17 protein-coding genes are annotated in these 15,863 nt (G+C 67.6%); 7 read left to right on the plus strand and 10 right to left on the minus strand.

Features of this window, described 5'->3' with window-relative positions:
* Positions 1-14 precede the first annotated feature (14 nt).
* Both ABCU91_RS12250 and ABCU91_RS12255 read left to right on the plus strand, forming a co-directional pair.
* Entirely contained in the window at positions 15-965 is a 951-nt protein-coding gene (locus tag ABCU91_RS12250) for a helix-turn-helix domain-containing protein (RefSeq protein ID WP_413353887.1), read from the plus strand.
* A gap of 88 nt (positions 966-1,053) precedes the next feature.
* Entirely contained in the window at positions 1,054-1,890 is an 837-nt protein-coding gene (locus ABCU91_RS12255) for an alpha/beta fold hydrolase (RefSeq protein WP_413353888.1), read from the plus strand.
* Between the two features lie 123 nt (positions 1,891-2,013).
* Here the strand turns inward: ABCU91_RS12255 and ABCU91_RS12260 are convergent, their stop codons facing one another.
* Positions 2,014-2,349, minus strand: a complete 336-nt coding sequence (locus tag ABCU91_RS12260) for a YciI family protein (RefSeq protein ID WP_413353889.1) — start codon at positions 2,347-2,349, stop codon at positions 2,014-2,016.
* Between the two features lie 137 nt (positions 2,350-2,486).
* Between ABCU91_RS12260 and ABCU91_RS12265 the strand changes: the two genes are divergently transcribed.
* Positions 2,487-2,939, plus strand: coding sequence for a hypothetical protein (locus tag ABCU91_RS12265; protein WP_413353890.1), 453 nt, complete (start codon positions 2,487-2,489; stop codon positions 2,937-2,939).
* Positions 2,936-3,451, plus strand: coding sequence for a DnaJ domain-containing protein (locus ABCU91_RS12270; RefSeq protein WP_413353891.1), 516 nt, complete (start codon positions 2,936-2,938; stop codon positions 3,449-3,451). The genes ABCU91_RS12265 and ABCU91_RS12270 overlap by 4 nt, the downstream gene beginning before the upstream one ends.
* Positions 3,452-3,464: 13 nt before the next feature.
* Here ABCU91_RS12270 and ABCU91_RS12275 read toward each other — a convergent pair whose 3' ends face one another.
* From ABCU91_RS12275 to ABCU91_RS12300, 6 genes are all read right to left on the minus strand, one after another.
* Entirely contained in the window at positions 3,465-4,286 is an 822-nt protein-coding gene (locus ABCU91_RS12275) for an SDR family NAD(P)-dependent oxidoreductase (RefSeq protein ID WP_413353892.1), read from the minus strand.
* A 441-nt stretch (positions 4,287-4,727) separates the two neighbouring features.
* Complete coding sequence (locus ABCU91_RS12280) at positions 4,728-6,122, minus strand: hypothetical protein (RefSeq protein ID WP_413353893.1); 1,395 nt, start codon at positions 6,120-6,122, stop codon at positions 4,728-4,730.
* The gene (locus tag ABCU91_RS12285; protein WP_413353894.1) at positions 6,119-7,420 is read right to left on the minus strand and encodes a PIN-like domain-containing protein; all 1,302 of its coding nucleotides are present in this window, start codon (positions 7,418-7,420) and stop codon (positions 6,119-6,121) included. Before ABCU91_RS12285 ends, ABCU91_RS12280 begins: the two co-directional genes overlap by 4 nt.
* An 84-nt stretch (positions 7,421-7,504) precedes the next feature.
* Positions 7,505-8,407 (minus strand): oxygenase MpaB family protein, encoded by a 903-nt coding sequence (locus ABCU91_RS12290; protein WP_413353895.1) that lies wholly within the window; start codon positions 8,405-8,407, stop codon positions 7,505-7,507.
* A 44-nt stretch (positions 8,408-8,451) separates the two neighbouring features.
* Positions 8,452-8,853, minus strand: a complete 402-nt coding sequence (locus ABCU91_RS12295; protein WP_413353896.1) for a hypothetical protein — start codon at positions 8,851-8,853, stop codon at positions 8,452-8,454.
* Positions 8,854-9,071: 218 nt separating this feature from the next.
* Complete coding sequence (locus ABCU91_RS12300) at positions 9,072-11,432, minus strand: glycoside hydrolase family 65 protein (protein WP_413353897.1); 2,361 nt, start codon at positions 11,430-11,432, stop codon at positions 9,072-9,074.
* A gap of 122 nt (positions 11,433-11,554) precedes the next feature.
* Between ABCU91_RS12300 and ABCU91_RS12305 the strand changes: the two genes are divergently transcribed.
* Entirely contained in the window at positions 11,555-12,178 is a 624-nt protein-coding gene (locus tag ABCU91_RS12305) for a cyclodeaminase/cyclohydrolase family protein (protein WP_413353899.1), read from the plus strand.
* A 29-nt stretch (positions 12,179-12,207) separates the two neighbouring features.
* Here the strand turns inward: ABCU91_RS12305 and ABCU91_RS12310 are convergent, their stop codons facing one another.
* Together ABCU91_RS12310 and ABCU91_RS12315 are read right to left on the minus strand one after the other, a co-directional pair.
* A complete protein-coding gene (locus ABCU91_RS12310; protein ID WP_413353900.1) occupies positions 12,208-12,921 on the minus strand; it encodes a YidC/Oxa1 family membrane protein insertase in 714 nt (237 codons plus the stop codon).
* Between the two features lie 84 nt (positions 12,922-13,005).
* Complete coding sequence (locus tag ABCU91_RS12315; protein WP_413353901.1) at positions 13,006-13,281, minus strand: DUF6412 domain-containing protein; 276 nt, start codon at positions 13,279-13,281, stop codon at positions 13,006-13,008.
* Positions 13,282-13,644: 363 nt separating this feature from the next.
* On the opposite strand from ABCU91_RS12315, the gene ABCU91_RS12320 reads away from it, so the two are divergent.
* Positions 13,645-14,268, plus strand: coding sequence for a hypothetical protein (locus tag ABCU91_RS12320; RefSeq protein ID WP_413353902.1), 624 nt, complete (start codon positions 13,645-13,647; stop codon positions 14,266-14,268).
* Positions 14,269-14,300: 32 nt separating this feature from the next.
* The gene (locus tag ABCU91_RS12325) at positions 14,301-15,569 is read left to right on the plus strand and encodes a hypothetical protein (protein ID WP_413353903.1); all 1,269 of its coding nucleotides are present in this window, start codon (positions 14,301-14,303) and stop codon (positions 15,567-15,569) included.
* A 2-nt stretch (positions 15,570-15,571) separates the two neighbouring features.
* On the opposite strand, the gene ABCU91_RS12330 is transcribed toward ABCU91_RS12325, so the two are convergent.
* On the minus strand, positions 15,572-15,742 hold the full coding sequence (locus tag ABCU91_RS12330; protein WP_413353904.1) for a hypothetical protein: 171 nt from the start codon (positions 15,740-15,742) through the stop codon (positions 15,572-15,574).
* Positions 15,743-15,863 lie beyond the last annotated feature (121 nt).

The following is a 15,863-nucleotide window of genomic DNA, read 5'->3' on the forward strand; positions in this document are numbered from 1 at the left end:
GCAAGATGTCTGGCGTGACATCTGATCGATCGAGCGCGGACAAGAGTGCGCTCGCCAGCTTCCTCCGCGCGCGCCGCGCCGGATTGACGCCGGATGCCGTCGGCATCCCTCCCGAACCTCGTCGCCGCGTCCGCGGTCTGCGGCGCGAGGAGGTCGCCCGGCTGGCGGGCATCAGCGCCGAATACTACCGGCGGCTCGAGCAGGGCAGCGGACATCAGATGTCGCTGCAGGTCTGCAACTCGTTGGCCCGCGCGCTGCGGCTGGACCGTGCCGGCACGGCCTATCTGCAGCGTCTCGCGCTGCCCGATTCGGAGGCACCGTTCGAGGTGCATCGAGGCGAGGATCCGCCGGTCGACCTCGTGCAGCTGATCACGCACTGGGATCACACGGCGGCGTACATCATCGACCGCAATCAGGACATCGTGGTCGTCAACGACCTGATCCGCGCGGTCGCGCCCGGGTACATGGAGGTCGGCAACAACCTCGTGCTCATGCAGTTCGAGGCGCCGCCCGAGCTGCGTGAGCTGGCGTCGTGGCAGGAGGGCGCGCGCTCCTCGGTGTCACGGGTGCGCTACTACGGCAATCCGTCCGATCCGCGCTGGCAGGAGATCACCGGACTCCTGCTCGACGACGACGACTTCCGCGACCTGTGGGAGCAGCACGAGGCGCTGCCGCTGACCTCAGGCGTCGCGCCCAACTACTTTCCCGAGCACGGATGGGTCGACACGAAGTGGCAGATCCTCGAGGCGCATCCGGGCCTCTACACGGTCATCTGCTACGGCGTTCCGGGCAGCGTCGGCGAGCGCGCCCTGCTCGAGCTGCAGGCCGCACTGCGCAGCGGGACGATGACGCTCCCGGATGCCGGGTCATCGACGCCGACGTCCGCGAGCAGGCTGGCGCGGTACCGCGGCACGGGTCCCGGCGGCGCGCATGAGCGGATGCCGGTGGACACGACAGCGGCGTAAGCGGGTACTGAGAGGGCCACGACGAAGGCGGGGAAAGCGCTTTAGCGTGAGGGCATCCACCTCACCCCAGAAAGAGGGAAACAAGCCCATGCCTTTCATCACCACCGACGACGGCGCCGAGATCTACTTCAAGGACTGGGGCGACAAGAGCGCCCAGCCGATCGTCTTCCACCACGGGTGGCCGCTGTCGTCCGACGACTGGGACGCGCAGATGCTCTTCTTCCTGAGCAAGGGGTTCCGCGTGATCGCGAGTGATCGCCGCGGTCATGGCCGGTCGTCCGACATCGCAACCGGACACGACATGGATCACTACGCGAGTGACGTGAGCGCCGTCGTCGAGCACCTCGACCTGCAGAACGCCGTGCACATCGGGCACTCGACCGGCGGCGGCCAGGTCGCCCGCTACGTCGCACAGCACGGCGAACCGCAGGGCCGCGTGGCGAAGGCGGTGCTGGTCGCGGCCGTGCCGCCGATCATGCTGCAGACGGACTGGAACCCCGAGGGCACTCCCCTGTCGGTGTTCGACGGGTTCCGTGAGGCGCTGGCGGCCAACCGTGCCGAGTTCTTCGAGGCCGTGGCATCCGGCCCGTTCTACGGCTTCAACCGTGAGGGTGTCACGCCGTCGCAGCCGGTGATCGACAACTGGTGGCGGCAGGGCATGACGGGCAGCGCGCTCGCGCACTACGAGGGCATCAAGGCATTCAGCGAGACGGATCAGCGTGACGACCTGCGCGCGATCACGGTGCCGACGCTCGTCCTGCACGGCGACGACGACCAGGTCGTGCCGTACAAGGGCGCAGCGCTTCCGCAGGCCGAGCTGCTGCCGAACGCGACGCTCAAGATCTACGAGGGCTACCCGCACGGCATGCTGACGACGCATGCCGACGTGCTGAACGCCGACATCCTGGCGTTCATCCAGAGCTGACGGATGCCGCGCGGCGTGGCCCTGGGGTGGGTCACGCCGCGCTCGTCAGTAGTCCACGACTCCGCCGCCCTTCGCCCGCGTGATCGGGGGCGCACGCCCAGATCAGTGACGCCGACCGCCCGGTCAGGTACCGCTGTGGATGAGCCTGACCTCGACGCCGCCGTCGCCGCGGATGGCGGGATTCGTCGCCGCGATCGCGAGTGCCGCGTCCTCGTCGTCCGCCTCGATCACATACACACCGGCGACGACCTGAGCGGAGTCGACGAACGTTCCGTGGCTCACCCCGCTGACGCGGACGGATCGTGCGAGCGCGCGAGGCGTGAACGCGTACGCGGCGCGCAGCGCTCCCGATTGGGCCAGCTCGTCGCCGTGCGCGTTGGGCTCGGCGAGCTGCTGATCCGACGCGTCGAGGGCGTGCGCGGAGTCGTCGGTGTAGATCAGGACGGCGTACTGCGGCATGTCGGCATCCTCTCTCTCCTGGGTCGCATCGGGTAGCCGTCATCCGAATGATGAGAGTTCGCTAATCTACTGAACGGCCTTTTCTCCACCCGAAGGATTTTGATCTCGTGTCACCCCGACGAATTCGCGTAGCCGGCGTGCGCGGAGATTTCCTCACGCCGCGTGGATGGCCCACCCCCACCGATGAGTGGATTCGCGAGAACGCCTTCTGGCAGCCGCCGGTCGGATGGACGCCGCTTCCCGGCCTGAAGCCCGCGCCGGCCGGGTGGCAGTTCTGGACGACGAATCCGACATGGGATGCAGCGGCGACCGCCTGGTACGCGCCCATTCGAGGCTGGCAACGTGCTTCCACGATCGCGTTGATCGCGTGCGGGGCGGCCTTCATCGCTGCCGCTGCCTTTCGCATCGACGCCCTGCGGCTGGCAGCCTCCGCCTTCCTCCTCATCGGGTTTCTCTGCCTCGTCGCCCACGAGGTGCGAAAGCGTCGGATGACCGCCGAGATGATCCTTCACGTGACGACCGGAGCCGCGCGTAGACGCGACGAACGGCTGGTACGCGAGTACCAGCTCTATCTGCGGGACGCCGCATGACCCTCGATGAGGCGCGCGAGACGCTGGGTGTGGCTAGAGGCGCGAGCGCCAAGGAGGTCCGCGACGCGTTCCGCCGCCGCGCGCGCGACCTGCATCCCGATCGCCACCCGACGGCATCCGACGCAGAACGCCGTCGCCTCAGCCTGGCGTTCGACCGAGCGCGGCAGGCGCACGACATCCTCGTGACGTTCGCGGGCGCGCCGTCCGCCTCTTCACCATCGAACGAGCGGCGGCCGTCAACCTCGAGCAGCGCCCGGTCGTCCACGACGTCAGCCCCACCTCGCCGAGACCGCGCCCGCCCGCGGACGAGCGACTCTCATCGAAAGACAGAGGCGCCCCGCGTCACGGTGCGGTTCGACGAGTTCGTCCGCGCAGCGGATGCCGCCGGTTTCGGTCCTGGCTTGCGCACGCGCCGCTGGATCGACTGGCCGCGCGCCATCGCGTGGTCGACGGTGGGCGTCGCCGTACTGGCGATCGCCGGCGCCGGCTACGTCGCAACGGCCCTCGTCTGACAGCGCGGGCGTCTCAGCCGAGCTTCACCATCTCCACGCTGCGGTCCCACAGCTCGCGCGCGAGCTGCTCGTCAGTCGCGAGCTTATGGGTCTTCGTGACCCGGTCGTTCTCGTAGTACGCGCCGGGCAGCCAGTCGGTGCCGGGCTTTCCGTCGGCGAGGAACACCAGGCGCTTGCCGCCCTCGTCGGTCGTCGTCAGCAGTCGCTTGGCGAGGGGGTTGTGGTACATGAACCGGAACGGTCCGGTCAGGTTGCCCGCGAACCCGGTCGCGACGACGCCCGGGTGGAACGCGCCGGCCGAGATGTCTTCGCTCCCCCATCGGCGCTGCAGTTCGCGTGTGAAGAGGATGTTCGACAGCTTGGCGTTGCCGTAGGCGACGCGTCCGGAGTAGCGGCGCGCACCGTTCAGGTCGGCGATGTCGAACCGCGAGAAGATGCGGGCGGCGGCGCTGGCGGTCTGGATGATGGATGCCTCACTCTCGACCAGCCGCTCGCGCAGCAGGTTCGTCAGCAGGAACGGGCCGAGGTGGTTCACCTGGAACGTCTGCTCGAACCCGTCGGTGGTGAGCTTGCGGGGACCGAAGATGCCGCCAGCGTTGTTCGCGAGCACGTCGATGCGCGGGTAGGCGGCGAGCAGTTCGCCCGCGAGCCGGCGCACCTGCGCCAGGTCCGAGAAGTCGGCGAGGTGGTGCGGCATCCCCACCTCATCGGCGACGGCGCGGGTTTTCTCGGGCGAGCGTCCGACGAGGATGACCTGGTGGCCGCGGGCGACGAGGTGACGGGATGCCGCGGCTCCGATCCCGTCGCTGGCGCCGGTGATGACGATGGTTCGCATGAGGCGAGTGTCACACCCTTCGCTATGTCCGTGTCGGCTCTTGACGATGGGAGCGCGGTGTGGCCGGGTTCAGTGGCCACGGGTCGGGTTGATCGTGAACTCGAGCCGCACGGCGTCGTCGTACACAACGGACAAGGCGTAGTCCGTCCTGCTCATCGCGGGCCGGGTAGAGGATGAGCTCCTCTTTGCCGCGGTACCGCGAGACGGAGCGTCGGCATCTTCTCGGGTGCACGCGGCATCGTCATGACGGAGTCGAACTGCACGGTCGCGAGGTCGCTCACACTGATCCCGATGTGGTCGAAGACGGCTATGCCGCCATCCTCCGGGGCTTTATCCCCCTCGGCTAGGTGGCCTAGCCTTCAGCCGCCGCAACCGCAGCGCGCCATGTCCTGTTCAGACCCCAGGGCCCGCTCGAACGAGCCACGGAAAAGCGTTGCAGCCTCAGTCCGGAGGCGGTGTCCGCCGACGACGCGATGTGACGGTCCCAGCGGCTCGTAGAAGCACCCAGAAGCCGACGCCCAAGACGACAGAAGACGCAGCTCCGACACCGACGGCAACCACGTTGGTCGAGTAGTACAGGCCTATCGCATCCATCACAAGAGTGGCCGGAAGCACCACCGCACCAACCAGCGCAATCAACCGGTTCTGACGTTCCTGAGCCGCGACCTGTGCCGCTATCAGGGTCTCCCTCCGATTGTCGCGATCAGCGGAGCTAACTTCGACCAATCGCTGCAACAAATCGTCGGTGGTCTGATAACGCAAGTCCACACTGGCCGCCCGGCGATACGCAGCCGTGACGTCCATCACCTTGCCGGTGCTCGCAACAAGTCCGGTGAGACCGTACCGTGTCGCCTGGATGAGCAGTGATCGATTCAACGAGTTAGCTGCCTGCGCGAAGCGGCTCGCATCGACGTCATCCGCTTTCGACGTGAGTAGCAGGACTCGAACCCGTGACTCGAGCGCACGAAGGAGTCGGTCCTGCAGCCTGCTGAAGGCGATCCCGTCCGCATAGAGAGACCGGAAGTAGACCTCAGCCTGCTCGAAGCGCTCCCCCTCGGCGTCGTGGAGCTGAAACGCGGATCCATGCCGCAGGATCAGGGCGGACCAGGATCTGCTGAGCCGGAGGGCTCCCTGTACCCGTTCATCGACCTTCGTTTGCGCGGCGTGAATCTTGCTCGGCGATTGCGCGGAAGCTACGGCGAACAGCTCCACGTCACGCGTCGTCGGCGAATCGACGCCTCCTCCGGGCTGGCCAGTCCGGAACAAAACGGTCGGGTATATCGGGGGTGCCGTGTCGGCTCCAGGATCAGGACGCTGCACGTGCGTCCCTAGGACGCCCGCCTCCTCCAGCTTGGAAAAAATGTCGCCCCCACGCGTGAACCCCCTTTGTGCTTCGACGCGCTCATGGCTCAGCGCCGCCACCGCCGCGCTCAACTCATCGAGGTCACGGTGAGTGATGCGGAGTTGCATCATCAGAATGCCGGGAACTCGGGATGAGTTCTCGACCGAGAGGGCACGAAGCAACTCGACGGACTGGAACGACAGCTCACCCTGGCCATATCCGCTGTTGAGAGCTTGCAAAAGCGCGGCCGACATCCGGAATCGAGTGGCATGCACCATCGCCCCAGAACCGGATCCGTAAAGAACCGGACGAAGAAGGGGCGGGAAGTTAGTGGCCCGGGCCTCGGCGGTCGTGCGGAGACTCTTGCCGTTGAAGGAATAGTCCTCTTCAATCACGCCGCGCTCCCAGCCCCCTTGTGGGGGCTCCACGTCGGAGAGAACATCGACATCGACTGTTAACAGAAGAAGGGATTCTTCCGAAGTGATCTCGTTCACCCCTCTGCGCCTAGGCCTGTAACGAACGCCACCGCTCGATCTCTCCACTCGCCGAGATCCTCATCATCACTTATCGCTCGGTCGGTGACGTCTTGGTCAATACCCGTCGCGCGAAAAACGCCGTCGCTTTCCAGGGCTATGGCGGGCTCAGAGATACCCGCCTCCTGGACCGCGGCCTGGCGCAGGGCCGTGCGGTACGGGGGTGAGAAGGCGGTCAGTTTGTCCCGTCCGGTGAGCGTTCTCGCGTGCTCGATTGTGATTCCCTCGTCCAGCTGCGCGGATGCGTTCACGGCTGCAAAAAGAACCAGCAACTGATCGGTGTACTCACGCTCAAGGAGCCACTTGAGATAATCCCTGACAGCCTCGACCGGCCATTCGGCTTCGACGAGTCGAGATTGTGCCTGCGCCTGAGCCCGGGACTCTTCACTAACCGTCGCCCCGAAATGTTCGTTGGCTACTTCTAGCAACGCCCGGAATGTGCCGATACGGAAAACGCCGTTTCCAGTTTGCTCCGCGAACTCGCGAATGAGATGGCGGTGCGCCAAGGGAGCTGTGCTTGACCGCGGCTCGCGAACCCAGTCATCTTTCAGATCGTTGGTGATGAAGGTGACATCGACCGGCCGTTGTCGCTCTTTCGACACGGCGCTGGCCCGATCAAGGATCTGCCGCCAGATCAGATAGTCTCCGGCCGCACTCTCACCATTCTTGGATTCTGCGTCCCGGAAACCGGGCGGGATGCGAGCGGCCACTCTGGTCGAGAATTCGTCTATCCACTGACGACGTTGCTCGGAGGTGGGCGCGTCGCCGACTCGACCGTCGAGGGTCTTCTCGAGAGACGGAATGATTGTTCTCTGCCCGTCGCTGGCGTCGGTTTCGACTTCCTCGAATATCTCGATGACTCGCGAGACCGCACGGGAAAGATCGTCCCTGGCGTTCCGCGATCTCTGCACGACCTGGTCGCGTTCTGATACGAGGCCCGTCCTCTCGAGCCAGGTGCCGATCACCCGTTCCATCTCATCGTGCGCGCTCGACATCTTGCCTGCCGCCTCCCGGTGATGGTCGCCCCGGCGGACGGTTGCAACATTGCTCCAGAATTCGTTCATGACCTGGTGCGGTACGAAGAGAACAGATGACATCTGTTTCATCGCTGAGAGAATCTCCGCAGTCGCACTGCGGGTGAACTTGAATAGGTTGAGGAGAACGTTCGCGTCGATCACATACAGGGTCGAACGCACGGGGTCGAGCGGCGGCCTCGTGTCAGAGTCTCGGTACTCGAAAAAGTCAGAATAGATACTCATGTTCCCCCCCGGAAATGTGCCTCTCGCTTACAGAGGCGGTGCGGCGATGCACCTCTTCGACCCTACTGCGCCGCGCGTCGCGCGCTAGCCCTCCAGTCGTCGCAATCGCAGCCGTGCCATGTCCTGCGCGCGAGGGCCGGAACCGAGCGCGCGCTCGGTGACGCGTAGGATGAGGCGGGTCGCGGTCTTCACTGGCAGCCAAGAGCGGCGGACGCCGAGCATCCGCCGGATTCGCGGGGGGAACGTCGCGACCGCTGCGGCGAACAGCACGCGGTAGGCGACGCCCATGAGCCCAGTGAACGGGTGCTTCTTCAGGAACCGGACGACGTCGTCGACGCGCTCGTCGCGGCGCAGCTCGCCGCGGTCGAGGAAGCCGTCGATCTCGGCACGGAGCGCGGCCTCGGTGAGCGGCGGATCGGGCACGCGCATGAGGCGTCCGGCGGTGGCCCAGTCGGCGACGTACGCGTCGGGTCCGCCGGGGATCGACCCGCCGTAGGCCTCGTGGCTGCGAAGGAACGCGTCGGTGAAGGCGAGGTGCACCCAGCGCACGAGGTCTGCGGCTTCGGCGGTGTACGTCCGCGCGGAACCGTCACCGCCGACGTACTCGCCCTGCACGCGCTGATGAAAGCGCCCGACGCGGGCCGTCTCGGCATCCGCTTGCGTCGTGGACCCGTAGGTGAGCGTGATGACCCAGCGGACGGTGCCGGTGAGGCGCCCGATCGGATCGTCACGGTAGCGCGACCAGTCGTGCACGCCGGCGAGGGCGCCCGGATGCAAAGCCTGCAGGAGAAGGGCACGGATGCCGGCGACCAGGGTGCCCATGCCGGCGTGAACCGTCCACGCGGGGCCGTTCTCGGCGAAGTATCCGGCGTCGTCGCCGTCGGCGAGCGCGCGGACGTACGGAGCCATCCCGGTCGGGTCACCGGCGAGGGCGGTGAGCAGCCGGGCGCGGAGCCGCGCCACACGCGGAGGGGCGGAGAACGTCACGGTTCCAGCCTGCCACCGCCGCGGCGGCAGGGGGCGGTGCGGCTCTACCCGCGGGCGGCCATCGCGAGTTCGCCGTACCCCATCGCGATGAGGAGGGAGAGCACGGCGAGCAAGATCGAGACGGGCACCATCGTGTTCCGCTCCGGCTTGCTGCGCGAGATCGCGTTCATGAGGATGCCGAGCACGAAGTACGCGAAGACGACCCACATGCCGACCTGGGCGACGACGTCCGGCACGACGTCGATCGCCCGTACGCGATCCCAGGCGAGCACGGCGATCAGCGCATAGATCAGGAGGGAGACGAGGCTGCCGATGCGGAGCTTCGCAGGCAGCCCACGGTGCTGGCCACCCCACGCGAATCGCCCCAGCGGAGCTCCGAGCGCGAGCGCGATCTGGAAGACCGCGAGCAGGGCGAGGACGACGGTGAGCGCGAGGGCGAACGGCACGGGGTCAGGCTAGCGGGGCGTCGTTCTGGTCCGATCGGATCGATGGGCAGTTCTCCCCATCGCGACCGCCCAGCGCGCTTCCCTACGCTGACAGCGTTCGACAAACCCGATTGTCGCGGCGTCTCTTCTGGGGGATGGCATGCACGCCGCGACGCTTCTGACGGATGCCGCGCGGCGTGACCATGTGGGGACGGCTCACGCCGCGCGGAGTCCGCGCATCACTCCGCGAGCGCCTCCGCGAACGGCCGCGGCGCGCGCCCCTTCGGCTGGGTCGGGCGCTCCCCCGGATCCGGCAGCCGCGGTGTCGGGACCGTGACGTCTCCGCCGGAGATCAGCTCGACGGGCTCGTCGAAGTGCCGGATCGTCAGCGGCGCGCCTGCGCTCAGGCGGTAGGTCGTGGCATCCGACGCGATCTCGAGATGCAGCGTGCGCCCCTGCCAGCGGATGCCGAACGCGAGCCCCGTCAGCTGTTCCGGCAGTCGAGGGGCGAATCGCAGTCCATCGGCCGTGTCGCGCATGCCGCCGAAGCCGGCGACGAGCGCCGTCCAGATGCCGCCGAGCGACGCGATGTGCAGGCCGTCCTCGGCGTTGCCGTGCAGGTCGTCGAGGTCGATCGTCGCGGCTTCGGCGAGGTAGTCGGCAGCGAGCCCTAGATGCCCGACCTCGGCGGCGACCACCGCTTGGATCGCCGCCGACAGCGAGGAGTCGCGCACGGTCAGCGCCTCGTAGTAGCGGAACGCCCGTGCCTTCTCGTCTGCCGTGAACGCGTCGGTACAGAAGAACAGTGCGAGCACGAGGTCGGCCTGCTTGAGCACCTGCTTGCGGTAGAGCTGCACGTAGGGGTAGCGCTCCTGCAGCAGCTCGTCGCCGGGGGTGTCGGTCTCGAAGTCCCATCGTTCCAGCTCGGTGAACCGCGCCGCCTGGGGGTGCACGCCGCGTTCCTCGTCGTACGGCACGTGCATCGCGCCCGCGATGCGCACCCACTCGCCGATCTCGCCGTCGTCGACCCCGAGATCACGGGCGAGGTCCGGATGCCGACGCGCGGCATCCGCGGCGGCTTCGAGGTTCGCCCGCGCCATCAGGTTGGTGAAGACGTTGTCGTCGTAGAGGGCGGTGTACTCGTCGGGACCGGTGACGCCGTCGATGTGGAAGCGACCGTCGGCGTCGGTGCGGCCGAGGGACTGCCAGAGGCGGGCGGTCTCGACGAGGATCTCCAGGCCGGCGTCGCGCTCGAAGTCGACGTCGCCGGTGGCGCGCACGTAGTGGACGACGGCGGCGGCGATGTCGGCGTTGATGTGGAACGCGGCCGTGCTGGCGGGCCAGTATCCCGACGACTCGCGTCCGTCGACGGTGCGCCACGCGAACGCCGCACCCTGCAGGTGCAGCTGGCGCGCCCGGTCGCGGGCGTGATCGAGGGTGGCGTGGCGCCAGCGCAGGGCTTCCCTCGCGGCATCCGGTGCGGTCGCGGTGAGGACGGGCAGGACGTAGGCCTCGAAGTCCCAGAACGTGTGGCCCGCGTAGCCGGCGCCGGTGAGTCCCTTGCCGGGGACGGAGCGCTGCTCGGCACGCGCCGCGGCCTGGAACACCGAGAACAGCGCGAACCGCACCGCCTGCTGCAGGCGGGGCTGCCCCTCGACGCGGACGTCGGCGCAGGCCCAGAAGTCGTCGAGCCGTTCGCGCTGCGCGGCGAGGAGGCCGGTCCAGCCGTCCCGCATCGCGTCGGCGACGGCGGCTTCGGCGCGGTCGCGCAACGCGGGGGCCGAGAGTCCGGTCGCCCATGCGTGCCCGACGATCTTGACGACCTCGAGCCGTTCGCCGGGTGCGAGGCGGGCGCGGATGGTGGTGCGGGCGAGGTCGTCGGATGCCGCGGTGCGCACCTCGGCGGTTGCGCTCGACACGAGGTGGTCCATGCTGACGGCGACGCCGATCCCGCTGTTGCGGGTCTCATGGACGAGGGTCGCAGCGCTGTCGAAGACGAAGCTGCCTGCGCTCCGGAGCGGGGTCTCGAGGATGTCCTGCACGCGCGGGTCGGGGTGCGGCTCGGGCAGGGGTTCGTTCGCGACGAGCTCGGACTGGATGGTGATCGTCATCGGGTCGTCGACGGCTTCGACCTCGTAGCGGACAGCCGCGACGGAACGGTGGACGAGCGAGACGATGCGAGTCGAGCGGATGCGGACGGTGCTGCCTGCGGGCGAGGTCCAGGTGAGCGCGCGCTCGAGGGTGCCGGCGCAGAAGTCGAGGTGCTGTTCGTGGTCGTGGAGGGTGCCTTCGCGGATGTCGAGGGGTTCGTCGTCGACGGTGAAGCGGATCACCTGGCCGTTCGGCACGTTGATGACGCTCTGCCCGGACTCGGGGTAGCCGTAGCCGCCCTCGGCGTAGGGCATCGGATGCTCCTCGAAGACGCCGTTGAGGTAACTACCCGGCACGCCGTGGGGCTCCCCCTCGTCGAGCAGCCCGCGCCACCCGATGTGCCCGTTGGAGAGAGCGAAGACGGATTCGCGGTGCGGCAGGCGGTCCACGTCGACTCCGCTGAGGCCGATGCTCCACGGTGCGACGTCGAAGGGCAGGGGGCGGGTCATGATGTCACGGTAGGGCACGGTGTCTTTTCGCCTCGAAGGGTTGCAGTGGGCGACCGTGGACGTATGCTCGCCGCCCCCTCCCCCGGCTTCGTCACCGGGAGCCGCACGGGTAGCGTCGTCGCATGGCCAGCGATGACATCGACCCCGCGGAGACGCCGGTCGCGGAATGGGTGGACCGTCTCGCGCAGGCGAAGGGGGCACCGGGTGGTGGAGCCGCCTGCGGTGTGATGACGGGTATCGCCGCGGGGCTGCTGGGCATGGTGGCGGCCTACACCGCCGACGACCCCGATGCTCGACAGGCCGAGCAGCGGCTGAGCCGCACGCGGCGCCTGGCGTTGGGGGCCGCCGAGGAGGACGGCGTCCGGTCCGCGGCTTTCGGGGCGGCTCTCGCGATGGACCAGGGTCCCGAGCGGGAGCGGGCGGTTCGGGCGGCGACGATTGACGCGGTCGCGTCGGCGGTGGACGTCGGTCGGGTCGCAGCATCCCTTCTGGACGAGGTCCGGCTGCTGGCCGACATCGGCAACCCGCACGTCGAGGCGGATCTCCGCGTCGCGGTGGAGGCTTTGCGCGCAGCGCTCGAGGGCACGGATCACACGGCGCGAGCTGATCTCGACCTCCTGTCCCGGCATCGGGCACCGGACGACGACCTCGACCCGCAGGTCGCCGATGTCGAACGAGACCTCGTCGACCTCGCCGGGGCGCGCGCGGAGTGCAACCGCATCGTCGCGGGCTGGTCGTCCGAGTAGGCCGGCGAGCGCGGCGGACCGGGCGCGCCTCACCCATACACCCGCCGCAACACGACCCGCTGCCCCAGCGTCCACGTCACCGTCGTCAGCAGGTACACCCCCGCCGCGACCGGCACGAACACCGCGACGACCGCGGTCGCGAACTGCAGCGCCCCCAGCGCCGCCACCGGCACCCCCTCCGCCGGCTCGACCCGGAACGCCCGCCGCGTGATCTCCCCCACCGCCGCGATCGCGAGCACCAGGCATCCGATCACCAGCCAGGTCACCACGTCCGCAGTGCCGGTCGTGACGGCGTGCAGCAGGCTCGTGCCGAGCGGGACCCCGAGCAGCGTCTGCGACAGCAGCTCGTTGGTGTGCCCGGCGATGCTCGCGTGGATGAAGACGGAGTACAGCAGCCCGACGATCGGCGCCTGGATGAGGATCGGTAGGCAGCTCGCGAACGGCGACACGTTCTCGGAGCGGTAGAGCGCCATCGTCTCGCGTTGCAGGCGTTCCCGGTCGCCGCGGTACCGGGTCTGGATCTCGCGCAGCCGCGGCGCGAGCCGCATCCGCGCGTGGTCGGCTTTGGCTTGCGCGATGCCGGCGGGGATCAGCGCCGCCCGCACCACGAGGGTCACGAGCACGATGGCGAGCGCGCCGGCGAACGCTCCCGTCCAGGGGGTGAGCAGCGAGGTCAGGGTGAGCAGGCCGCGCGAGGTGAGGTCGAGCAGTGTGGAGATGACAGGCAGGGTGGTGATGTCCATGGGGGTCCGTTCGTCGGAGCGATCAGGGTCGGCTGATCGGCCGCGAACGGATGCCGGGGCACGAGGTGCCCGGACGGTTCGACGCTACGCGGCCGCAGTCACCTGACCAGGACCGCGACGGCGGACGTGTCCCGGCGCATCGGGATCGCTCTGCGCGAGCGGTGCCGTGAGTTCGATGCGACGGGTGGGATGCGGCGCCGCTCCGCGCGTGCTCGCGTGCACGGCGGTCGCGAGGAACGCGATCGTGAGGACGGCGAGCGCGAGCAGCGCGACGGTGAGCGTGGAGCCGCTCAGCGACGGATCGACGGCGACGAGGAGCCCGAGGACCTCGAGGACGACGCGCAAAAGATCGTGGATCATGCTCGCCTCCCGTCGCGTCGTGTGGACCTCAGGCTAACGGAGCCTCACCCGAGCCGCACTATCTCGGCGCTGCGCTCCCACAGTTCCTGCGCGAGACGCGGGTCGGTCGCGAGTCGGTGGGTCTTCGTGACGCGGTCGTTCTCGTCCTAGGCGCCGGGCAAGCGCCCGCGTTCGGGATGACGCCATACCGGCACCGCGCGATTTCTCGGCCACCAATGCAAAAGGGAATCCTCTGAAGGCCTTAGGTTCGAACCAGGAATGCACCGCTGCATCCATCCGGGAGACACCTGACGACCGCGACCGCACCAGTCACCTCCGCTCGCGTGCGCCTCGGCGCCTGACAGAACAGATGTCCCGCAAATCATGAACTTCTTCCGCGCCAAGGTCCGCCTGTGGCCGCTCATCGTCGTACCCGGAGTCCTCGTCGGCGCCGCCGCCGCCGCAGTGATGAGCGGCGTGGTCAATCCGTCGTTGTTCGCAGGCGCTTTTGGCGGGATGAGTACCAACACGTCGGAGGTCATCAAGTACCAGCTCCCGCAGCAGGAGGTCGCGCTGACGAGCCTGAGAATCGAAGGGCTCGAGCGGGCGAACGCGGACGGAAAGCTCTTCGGCGTTTCCGTGGATGCGGGCGACCGAACCAAGTACATCGAATACGGCTTCAATGCCAAGCTCGGCGTCGACGGCTCCCAGGTCGAGATCGTCGCTGACGGCGAGAACGCCTACACCGTCACGATCCCCTCGTTCATCTTCATCGGTCACTCCGACGAGCATTTCGAAGACCCGATCGAAGAGAACGGGATGTTGAGCTGGTTGACACCGCAGATCAGCGAGACGGGGATGGTCAACAAGATCCTCAGCACCGAACGCAAGGACAAGTGGGTCGCGAGCAGTTTTCAATTGCTGAAGGACCAGTCCGAAGTGTTCTACGGAACGATCATCAAGAGCGTCGACCCCGACGCCGAGATCACATTCGAGTTCGCACAGTAGCTATTGCCCGCAGCACCAGAGGAGACGACCAGATGACACCTGCGCCCACCCCCGGTGGAGATTTGGAGCTCATCAGCGATGGTGACGGGATCGCCGTCATCGGCGATCCGAAGGCGGTCGAGCTCTTCGTCGCTTCGGCTGGCGTGCCTTCGCAGGAACTGGACCTCCAGCGACTCAACTCCGTGGTCGCGAAGAGTGGCTCGGCACTGCAGGCGGCGTCCGAAGTGTCTGCGAACGCGGGCCGCTGGATGAAGCTGACGGAGGAATCGGCCCGCGCGGCCCATACCGCGAACCTCGTGCAGAGATCGGGTGGAAAGTTCGTCCAAGCGACCACCCGCGGCACCAACGGCCAGTTCGCAAAGAACCTGCAGTTCGTCGCAAAGCCGGGAGCGATGCTCACCAATCCGGCCATTCTCGCCGGCGTCGGCGGTCTCATGGCCCAGTACGCGATGCAGAAGCAGATGGAGGAGATCACCGACTACCTCGCGAAGATCGACGCGAAGGTCGACGACATCCTGCGCGCGCAGAAGGACTCTGTGCTCGCTGACATGATCGGGGTGGAATTGATGCTCGATGAAGCGATGGTCATCCGCGCCGAGGTGGGGTACGTCTCCGAGGTGACATGGTCGAAGGTGCAGGGGTCGGCGGCCACGATCGCGCGCACCCAGGCGTACGCATTACGCCAGATCGACGCACTCGCGGAGAAGCTCGAACGTGAGACGAAAGTGAGCGAACTCGTCGATCTCGCGAAGGAGGTGCACGCGACGGTCGTCGATTGGCTCGCCGTGCTGGCCCGCTGCTTCCAGTTGCAGGATTCGATGTCTGTTCTGGAATTGGATCGGGTGCTCGAATCCGCACCGGACGAGATCGATCGCCACCGGCTCGCATTGCACACGGCACGTCAACGACGCCTGGATGCAATCGCCAATGCGACGAGTCAGCTGGTGGCGAGAATGGACACAGCCGCAGGCCGCGCGAACGCCAAGGTGCTCCTGAACCCGGGGCCGGCGCGGGTGGTGGTGAAGGCCAGCAACGACATCGCGTCCGGTGTCGCAGACCTCCATCTGACTCTCGGGCTCGCAGACGATCGCGAGTCACTCGAAGCACGTCGGTGGACCGCAGCGGCTGCCGAGATGCGCGACGGCGTGGTAGGCGCAAGCAAGCAAGGGTTGAATGCCGTCGGTCGCTTCGGCGGTGACACCCTGGAGAGCGCGCGGATGTCCACCGGGCGGCTCGCCAACAAGGTGGCGAACAGACTCCAGCGCAACAACGACGACGACGACGAGAAAGCTGGCCTTTAGAGCTACGCCCGCTTGAAGAACTCGGCGGGAATGAGCGCCGCCTGCATCACGAGGGTCACGAGCAGGATCGCGAGCGCTCCCGTCCAGGGGGTGACGATCGAGGTCGAGCCGACCAGGCCGCGGGAGGTGAGGTCGAGCAGCGTGGAGATGATAGGCAGGGTGGTGATGTCCACGAGAGTTCCATTCGTCGGAGCGATCAGGGCCGGCTGATCGGCCCCGAACGGATGCCGGGACACCCGGTGCCCGGGCGCTTCGACGCTACGCGGCCGCAGTCACCTGACCGGACCCCCGACG

This window comes from Microbacterium phoenicis, assembly GCF_047302325.1.
Taxonomy (GTDB): domain Bacteria; phylum Actinomycetota; class Actinomycetes; order Actinomycetales; family Microbacteriaceae; genus Microbacterium.

Excerpts from the sequence above, each read along its gene's own strand:
- ABCU91_RS12310 (WP_413353900.1), bottom strand. The coding sequence starts at position 12,921 with ATGGACATCACCACCCTGCCTGTCATCTCCACACTGCTCGACCTCACC.
- ABCU91_RS12260 (WP_413353889.1), bottom strand. The coding sequence starts at position 2,349 with ATGCCGCAGTACGCCGTCCTGATCTACACCGACGACTCCGCGCACGCC.
- ABCU91_RS12320 (WP_413353902.1), top strand. The coding sequence starts at position 13,645 with ATGAACTTCTTCCGCGCCAAGGTCCGCCTGTGGCCGCTCATCGTCGTA.
- ABCU91_RS12285 (WP_413353894.1), bottom strand. The coding sequence starts at position 7,420 with ATGAGTATCTATTCTGACTTTTTCGAGTACCGAGACTCTGACACGAGG.
- ABCU91_RS12270 (WP_413353891.1), top strand. The coding sequence starts at position 2,936 with ATGACCCTCGATGAGGCGCGCGAGACGCTGGGTGTGGCTAGAGGCGCG.
- ABCU91_RS12325 (WP_413353903.1), top strand. The coding sequence starts at position 14,301 with ATGACACCTGCGCCCACCCCCGGTGGAGATTTGGAGCTCATCAGCGAT.
- ABCU91_RS12275 (WP_413353892.1), bottom strand. The coding sequence starts at position 4,286 with ATGCGAACCATCGTCATCACCGGCGCCAGCGACGGGATCGGAGCCGCG.
- ABCU91_RS12315 (WP_413353901.1), bottom strand. The coding sequence starts at position 13,281 with ATGATCCACGATCTTTTGCGCGTCGTCCTCGAGGTCCTCGGGCTCCTC.
- ABCU91_RS12300 (WP_413353897.1), bottom strand. The coding sequence starts at position 11,432 with ATGACCCGCCCCCTGCCCTTCGACGTCGCACCGTGGAGCATCGGCCTC.
- ABCU91_RS12305 (WP_413353899.1), top strand. The coding sequence starts at position 11,555 with ATGGCCAGCGATGACATCGACCCCGCGGAGACGCCGGTCGCGGAATGG.
- ABCU91_RS12255 (WP_413353888.1), top strand. The coding sequence starts at position 1,054 with ATGCCTTTCATCACCACCGACGACGGCGCCGAGATCTACTTCAAGGAC.